This is a genomic window from Tumidithrix elongata BACA0141, assembly GCF_036349135.1.
GTDB classification, from domain to species: domain Bacteria; phylum Cyanobacteriota; class Cyanobacteriia; order Pseudanabaenales; family Pseudanabaenaceae; genus Tumidithrix; species Tumidithrix elongata.
This window is the reverse complement of the sequence record NZ_JAZBJZ010000009.1, coordinates 74174-81314: the sequence shown is the minus strand read 5'-3', so window position 1 is coordinate 81314 and position 7141 is coordinate 74174. Positions and strand designations below refer to the sequence as shown.

The window sequence follows — 7141 nt, the reverse complement described above, 5'->3', positions numbered from 1 at the left end:
GTTTGTGCCAAGCACCTGCTGCCTTTTTTTCTTTTTTTAGTCCAAAGTCCAGTTGTTAAGAACGATCAGATTTTGCGATCGCACATCAGCGATTGCAGGCAGTCTCAAAATAAATGCTCGTAACAAATACGATACACAGGCGGCGTGCAAAAGACCGATTGGCGACATTTCTAAAATCTCTCCATCAAGTAGCTCTGTGCGTTCTTTCAGGATCTGCGCCTCACCGATTTTGTGATATTCCTCAACTGTAAAGCAATGTCTGATGGGTAAAGTAATCGGTTTAAATAGCTATCTTCCTTACGATCGTCAATCTTAAAACGAATGCGATCTCTGCTGATTCAAGACCTGCTTCAGTCAAAATCTAATCTAATCAATGATTCAATTAAATCACAATAGGAAGGATTCATAAATTACGACTAGGATAATTGCAATAGGCTGGCTATAGCATCAAGAGATCCAAGGTGATAGGGTTAGAGAAGTAATCGCCTGATGATCACCTCTGCCCCATTTTGTAAAATTCCTCTATCATTTTATTCGCATGACTGCAAAGCGTATTGTTCTGAGTATCTTGAGTTTGTTAGCGATCGCTGCGATCGGGCTGTCCCTTATGAGTAGTTGGAGCAACCCCCAAGAGCAAACCCGTTTAGATTTGCTCCAAACGGATCTAATTTTGCAAGCGACGGAATGGCAAGGAGATGCGGCAGATAATGCAGCGATACGGCAATTGCTGTTTGATGGTGAGCCTAAAAAGGTTTACAAGCAGGCTCTTGAGAGCTATCAGGAGGCACGCGCTTCTAATGTCAGATTGATTGCGGAACTAAGTCAAGAGCATGACGATACGCTTGCTGAGCCTTCAGCACTGCAAAAGAAGCGCAGTCGGAAGCAAAATCTCGTCAATGAATTAGATGTACATATTGGGCTGCTGAAAGTGCAGACTGGGGATGTGTCGGGCGCGATCGCTACTTGGCAGAGCGTGACAAAAAACGAGGCAAATCAACGCACCAGCATGGGCATCACCGCTGAAATCTTACAAGGGCTTTGGTCAAGTCCAATTATGCTCTTGCCGAATGCCGAAGGGCAAGTGCGGCGATCGCTGTCTGGTTGGTATCGACACATCGCTTTAGAGCAACTCTATCGCGCTCAACAGCGACTCGATTTGATTCCGACATTACAAAAACAGCAACAGTTGGAAGCTACATCGGCGGTGAATCGATTGCTGATTGCCAATGCCGTTCCATTATTAGGTGGAATTTTAGGGATTTTGCTTTGGATTTTTCTGGGCGTTCAATGGCTCTTCTTTCGCAGTAGTTCGCCATTTTACAAACGGACAGAAGCTGCTAACCAAGAGTCTAGTTCTGAGAGCGAGTCCTTAAGAAGTCGCGCTCAAACATGGACTGTGCCTTGGGGTGGCGAAACTGTATGGGAAGTGATGGTGTTGTGGTTTACCTCATTTATCGTTGTCTCACAGCTCATATTACCCTTAGTCTTTAGTGCATTTCGGATCGGTTCTAGTAGTGGAAGTTCTAGTTATACCTACAAAGCTTTACTCGTACTGCTTCCCTATATTTTTTCCATGCTACCGATCTTAGCGATTTTGCAAATTTGCCTCCAAGGATTTCGCCCCTTACCGAGTCACTGGTTCCGATTTAATTTATTCTCTTGGCGATCGCTGGTTTGGGGCGTAGGCGGCTATTTGGCGGCAGTTCCTCTGGTGGTGATTGTATCGGCATTGAGCGAGCAATTGCTACAAGGGCAGGGCGGGGGAAATCCCCTGTTGCCGATCTTGGTTGAGAGTCAAGACAACCTCGCCAAGCTAATTTTGTGGTCAACCCTCGCGATCGCTGCGCCCTTTTTTGAAGAGCTGTTATTCCGAGGATTTCTCTTGCCTTCGCTCACCAAATTTATGTCCTATGGTAGTGCGATCGCGTTGAGTGCCTTTTGTTTTGCGCTCGCGCACCTCAATCTTGCCGATCTGATTCCCCTAACGGTTTTGGGCATGGTTTTAGGGTTTATCTACGTGCGATCGAATAACCTATTTGCACCCATGTTGGTACATTGCCTCTGGAATAGCGGAAGTTTTGTGGCGCTTTTGGCATTAGGAGGAAATTAGTGGTTACATTCCTTCACAAATGTAAATACTCTCCCTTGGAAAGATCGATTTAGCTTCTAGATATGTTGAAACCTAAATATTTTGTTTTACTCGATCGCGATGGCACGATTATTAAGGACTGCCACTACCTCTCTGACCCAGACTTGGTAGAGCTTTTGCCCGGTGCGGCGGAGGGGTTGAGACAACTTCAAGCCCTGGGGCTAGGTTTAGTTGTTGTCACCAATCAGTCTCCCATTGGTAGAGGCTGGTTTGACGATCGGCGCTTAGAGGAAATTCATCAACGCCTACGCGCACTTTTAGTAGATGAGGGGGTAAATTTAGATGGCATCTACTATTGTCCGCATTTGCCAGAAGATCGGTGCGCTTGCCGCAAACCCAATCGGGGTATGGTGGATAGTGCAGTACGGGATTTTAATTTCGAGCCAAACACAAGTTTTGCGATCGGAGATAAACCTTGCGATATTGAACTGGGGCAAAACATTGGTGCCACAACTTTTTTGGTACGTACAGGTTATGGCGCTAAAGTCGAGCATGATGGTTCTGCCAAGGCAGATTACATCGTTGACAATCTGCAAGATGCTGCCCAAATAATTGCTCAATTAGTCCAATGCACCCAGATACTGACCTAAGCCCAGCCGATAATTCACAGCAAGATCTCTTGCCTCAATCATCTAAATATCAGCAGCTTGTGCGATCGCGCCTTTTAGCCAGTGCCGAACTCAACCGCCAAGTCTCAGAACATTGCTTGGATGCGATTCTCGCGGCTGCGACCCTCATGGCAGAAAGCTTGCGAGCAGGGGGTAAGATCTTGCTTTGTGGGAATGGTGGCAGCGCCGCAGACTGCCAACATATTGCCGCAGAGTTGGTCAATTGGCTCACCAAAGACTTTACCCGCCCAGGACTAGCAGCGATCGCCCTGACAACGGACACATCTTTCATTACGGCTCATGCCAATGACTGTGGATTTGAAGGGGTCTTTGCCCGTCAGGTACAGGCGATCGGGAAGCCCGGTGATGTCTTGATCGGCATTAGTACAAGTGGTAATTCTGCCAATGTCATGCAGGCAGTAATATTTGCAAAATCTCTTGGCATGAAGGCGATCGCTCTTACGGGTAGTGGGGGTAAGCTAACGCAGGTAGCCGATGTCACCATTGCTATTCCCAGTGTAAATACCCAACATATCCAAGAAAGTCACCTTGCGGTCGAGCATATCTTGTGTGAGTTGGTCGAGCGTATCTTGTTCCCCGAACGCGATGCCTCGGGCATAGAATAGCGATTGGTAACACCGATCCTGCGTCCATTTGTTTTTGCGATCGAGACCCATGATGTATGCCCCTAGAACCGCCGATGCCAATACACTCGTGAGAGTGGGTGTAGGTGTTGTAGTACGCAATCAGCAGGGAATGATTCTTTTAGAAAAACGTAGTGACTGTGGCCTGTGGGGACTTCCGGGGGGAAGAGTAGAAGCAGGCGAGTCTATAGAAGATGCTGCGATTCGAGAAGTGAAAGAAGAAACAGGACTAACCGTGAAGATCTCAAAATTGCTAGGGGTTTACTCAGAGCCCAGCGATCGCATTGTCACCTTTCCCGACCGTGTGGTTCATTTGGTCGATATCCTCTTAGAGGCGATCGTTTGCCATGAAGATGAACAACTGGTTTGCAGTGATGAGAGTGAAGCTTTGCAGTTTTTTGCGCTGGACTGTTTGCCTACAGATCTCGTACCGCCAGCGAGGTTACCGTTGCAAGATGTGGTTAGCGATCGCGTTGGCGCGATTCGTTAGCCGATATATGTTTTTATCGCCCAATTTTTATTGCCCGATTTAATGCTCAACTTGAAGGAGTCAAAATGATTATCAGCAGAACACCCTTCCGCATTTCCTTTTTTGGTGGTGGTACAGACTACCCTGGTTGGTATCGCCAGCATGGGGGCGCTGTCCTCGCTACAACCATCGACAAATATTGCTATCTCTCCTGTCGCTATTTGCCGCCCTTCTTTGAACATCGTATTCGGGTGGTCTATTCAAAAATTGAGAACTGTCAGACTGCTGCCGAGATTTCCCATCCTTCGGTGCGCGAAATTTTGCAGTACCTCAAGATCGATCGCGGTATTGAGATCCATCATGACGGCGATCTACCTGCGCGAAGTGGAATGGGATCGAGTTCTGCTTTTACCGTGGGTTTGTTAAATGCCCTTTATTCCCTCACAGGGCATATGCCTAGCAAGTCACAGCTAGCCAAAGACAGCATTTATATCGAGCAAGAACGCCTCAATGAAATTGTCGGTTCGCAAGATCAGGTGCTCGCTGCCTATGGCGGATTTAATCACGTCAATTTCCTCTGTAATGGTGAAATTTCGGTCAGACCGATTACGGTCGCCCCTGCACGTATTGAGGAACTGAATTCTCATTTAATGTTGTTTTATACGGGCATCAAGCGCACTGCTTCAGATATTGCTGGGAGCTATGTCACCGAAATCGAGTCCAAAAAACGCCAATTGCGCATCATGAAAGACTTGGTGGATGAGAGCGTTACGATTTTGAGTAACAATCAGGATCTCCATGGTTTTGGTGAGTTGTTGCATGAAGCATGGCAAGCAAAACGCAGTCTCAGCACCAAGGTGTCTAACCCACAGGTCGATGAGTTATACGAACAGGCGCGTAATGCAGGGGCGATCGGTGGCAAATTAACCGGTGCGGGTGGTGGCGGATTTTTACTGCTGTTTGTTCCCCCCGAACGACAAGCGATCGTGCGAGAGCAACTTAAAAGTTTAATCTACGTTCCCTTTAAATTTGAATTCTCGGGGAGCCAGATCATCTTCTTTGAACCCCAACAAGACTACTCAGCCCTAGACCAAATTCGCTCCGAGCAAACCGTAATTCCTTTCAGAGAGCTAAATCCTCAAGATAGGTTCGTGTCGATGGGCTAGCTTGCATGGATTGGGTTGGGGATTTGTAATTAGCTTACCGTGCGTTCTGGATCGGCAAGTATCGCACTGTCCCCTAGTCCCCGCCTCTAGGGAAGAGTTTTCAAGTTCCTAAGTCCTAGGGGAATTGCGGGGCATTGGTTAAAACAAAGAAAGGAAGGAGAGAATTGTGGAAAAAAATGCCAGGATATTTGTAGCTGGGGCAGAGACCCTGATCGGTGCTGCGATTTTATCCCAACTGAAGCAGCAAGGATATCAAAACTTGGTTGGGAACGAGGCCGATCTCAAAATTGACCTCAGCGATCGCGTACAAGTGGAAGCACTCTTTGCTCAATATAAACCTGACTATGTATTTCTTGCAGCAGGTAAGTCTGGGGGCATTCAGGCAAATCAGAAATATCCTGCCGATCTCATGCTCGACAACTTATTGATTGTCAGTCATGTGATTCATCAATCCTATTGCCATCAAGTTAAAAAACTTCTCTATCTTGCCAGTTCCTGTAGCTATCCCAAGCACTGCGCCCAACCCATGCAAGTCAGTTCGTTATGGACGGGAGTGCTAGAACCCACCAATGAAGCCTATGCTGTAGCAAAGTTGGCTGGGATTACGCTCTGTCAGTCCTATCACCAGCAATATGGCGCGAATTTTATTACAGCGATTCCTGCCAATGCCTTTGGAGTGGGCGACGATTTTAGTTTGGAAGACTCCCATGTGATTCCTGCCTTAATTCGTAAATTCCATGAAGCAAAAGTAAGCAAGTCCGATCGCGTCGAAATTTGGGGAACGGGGACACCGCGTCGCGAGTTCATCTTTGCTGACGACCTTGCCGATGCCTGCCTATTTGTGATGGCGCACTACAACGATGCTCGACCGATCAATCTTGGTGGTGGGGAGGATGTGTCGATTCGTCAACTGGCGACGCTGATTCAGTCTGTGGTTGGCTTTGAGGGCGAACTATCCTTCGATCCTACTAAGCCTGACGGTATGCCCCTAAAGGCATTAGATGCAACCGAATTGTGCGAAATGGGCTGGAAATCGCAGACTTCGCTCCAAGATGCGATATCGTCAACTTACGCCTATTTTCTGCAAAGCAATCGGGAGGTTGCCTATGTTTAGTCAAAACGAGCTATCCGAGCAACTCTATCGATCGCTGTATCGAATTCGTCGCGTTGAAGAAACTGTAGCACTGGTATATCCCACCGATAAAATTAAGAGTCCCGTACACCTATCGATTGGTCAAGAAGCAGTAGCCGTTGGTGTCTGTGAGGCATTACAGACCCAAGATGTGGTGTTTGGTACCTATCGCAGCCACGCCGCTTATTTGGCAAAAGGTGGCAACCTCAATCAAATGGTGGCCGAACTCTATGGTAAGGCGACAGGCTGTGCCAAGGGTAAAGGTGGCTCGATGCACCTGATCGATGTCGCCCATAATATTATGGGGACTTCGGCAGTTGTGGGTACGACGATCGCCAACTCGATTGGCTATGCCTATGCCCTCAAATATCAGCGTAGTTCTGCGATTGTCGTGAGTTTCTTTGGTGATGGGGCAACGGATGAAGGCGTATGGCACGAGAGCATGAATTTTGCATCGCTCAAAGGATTGCCAATTTTATTTATCTGCGAAAACAATCGCTATGCTATCCACACCCACCAACTACAGCGGCAACCCCTCGATAATCTTTGCGATCGCGCCCGCGCCTACGGTATCCCTGCTGAAAGAATTGAGGATAATGATGTATTTGCGATCTATGCAAAAACCCAAGCGGCAGTGCGATCGCTGCGGGCAGGAGAAGCAGGCCCGATTTTCTTGGAATGTATTACCTATCGATGGAAAGAACATGTCGGCCCTGGTGAGGACTATCACATGGGGTACCGTACAAAACAAGAAGCGGCACCTTGGATCGAGAATGATGCTATTCCCAAGGTAGGTGCCATGCTTGAAGCGCAGAGAAGACAGCAGATCGAAGCTGAGGTTGAGGCTGAGGTTGAGGCAGCCTTTAAATTTGCCGAAACGAGTCCTTTCCCCTCCCTTGACGAATTGTTTACAGATACATACAAATAGAACGTTGTCTGTAGAACTCTGAAACGACATCCATTAAGTACAGCC

At 47.6% G+C, this 7141-nt stretch carries 8 protein-coding genes; 7 read left to right on the top strand and 1 reads right to left on the bottom strand.

Annotated elements, in window-relative coordinates:
- Nucleotides 1-36 precede the first annotated feature (36 nt).
- Nucleotides 37-168 carry a hypothetical protein gene (locus tag V2H45_RS04160; protein ID WP_330482359.1) on the bottom strand — a complete coding sequence of 44 codons (132 nt, stop codon included), beginning with the start codon at nt 166-168 and terminating at the stop codon, nt 37-39.
- Between the two features lie 370 nt (nt 169-538).
- Here V2H45_RS04160 and V2H45_RS04155 point away from each other — a divergent pair, with 370 nt between their 5' ends.
- The 7 genes from V2H45_RS04155 (at nt 539) to V2H45_RS04125 (ending at nt 7096) form a co-directional block, all read left to right on the top strand.
- Entirely contained in the window at nt 539-2110 is a 1572-nt protein-coding gene (locus V2H45_RS04155; protein ID WP_330482358.1) for a CPBP family intramembrane glutamic endopeptidase, read from the top strand.
- A 62-nt stretch (nt 2111-2172) separates the two neighbouring features.
- Nucleotides 2173-2739, top strand: a complete 567-nt coding sequence (locus tag V2H45_RS04150; RefSeq protein ID WP_330482357.1) for a D-glycero-alpha-D-manno-heptose-1,7-bisphosphate 7-phosphatase — start codon at nt 2173-2175, stop codon at nt 2737-2739.
- Nucleotides 2718-3383: a D-sedoheptulose-7-phosphate isomerase gene (locus V2H45_RS04145; RefSeq protein ID WP_330482356.1), complete on the top strand. Its 666-nt coding sequence runs from the start codon at nt 2718-2720 to the stop codon at nt 3381-3383. The genes V2H45_RS04150 and V2H45_RS04145 overlap by 22 nt, the downstream gene beginning before the upstream one ends.
- Nucleotides 3384-3432: 49 nt before the next feature.
- Entirely contained in the window at nt 3433-3891 is a 459-nt protein-coding gene (locus V2H45_RS04140; protein ID WP_330482355.1) for an NUDIX domain-containing protein, read from the top strand.
- Between the two features lie 65 nt (nt 3892-3956).
- The gene (locus V2H45_RS04135; RefSeq protein WP_330482354.1) at nt 3957-5036 is read left to right on the top strand and encodes a GHMP family kinase ATP-binding protein; all 1080 of its coding nucleotides are present in this window, start codon (nt 3957-3959) and stop codon (nt 5034-5036) included.
- A gap of 166 nt (nt 5037-5202) precedes the next feature.
- Complete coding sequence (locus V2H45_RS04130) at nt 5203-6150, top strand: GDP-L-fucose synthase family protein (protein ID WP_330482353.1); 948 nt, start codon at nt 5203-5205, stop codon at nt 6148-6150.
- Nucleotides 6143-7096 carry a thiamine pyrophosphate-dependent dehydrogenase E1 component subunit alpha gene (locus V2H45_RS04125; protein ID WP_330482352.1) on the top strand — a complete coding sequence of 318 codons (954 nt, stop codon included), beginning with the start codon at nt 6143-6145 and terminating at the stop codon, nt 7094-7096. Before V2H45_RS04130 ends, V2H45_RS04125 begins: the two co-directional genes overlap by 8 nt.
- The last annotated feature ends 45 nt before the right edge of the window (nt 7097-7141 follow it).